This is a genomic window from Methylobacterium sp. CCH5-D2 (assembly GCF_001556475.1).
In the GTDB taxonomy this organism is placed as follows: domain Bacteria; phylum Pseudomonadota; class Alphaproteobacteria; order Rhizobiales; family Beijerinckiaceae; genus Methylobacterium; species Methylobacterium hispanicum.
Genome location: NZ_LSIX01000467.1, coordinates 1 through 290 on the forward strand (window position 1 = coordinate 1; position 290 = coordinate 290).

Annotated in this window: 1 riboswitch. The window is 70.3% G+C overall.

The window, feature by feature from the left end:
* Positions 1–171: 171 nt before the first annotated feature.
* Positions 172–290: riboswitch (cobalamin riboswitch) on the forward strand. This riboswitch is flagged as partial in the annotation.

Consider the following 290-nt stretch of genomic DNA (forward strand, 5'->3'; position numbering starts at 1 on the left):
CGGGGTCCGGGGCGCGCAGCCCCGGGATCGGCTCCCCCGTCCTGGTTCTGCCAGGGCGAGGGAGCCGACAGCAGGGTTCCACCCTGCACCCGCCAAAGGTCTCGACCTTTGGAATCCAGGACCGCACGCGCCTTTTCCGGCCGGTGTGGCGTTGACTCCGGGCGAAGCGGGGCCGTAGCTGATCGGGACGGTTCCCCCCGGGGATCAAAAGGGAACGCGGTGAGAGCCTCTCGCTCGATGCCGCGGCTGCCCCCGCAACTGTGAGCGGCGAGCCTTCCGCCACCATGTCA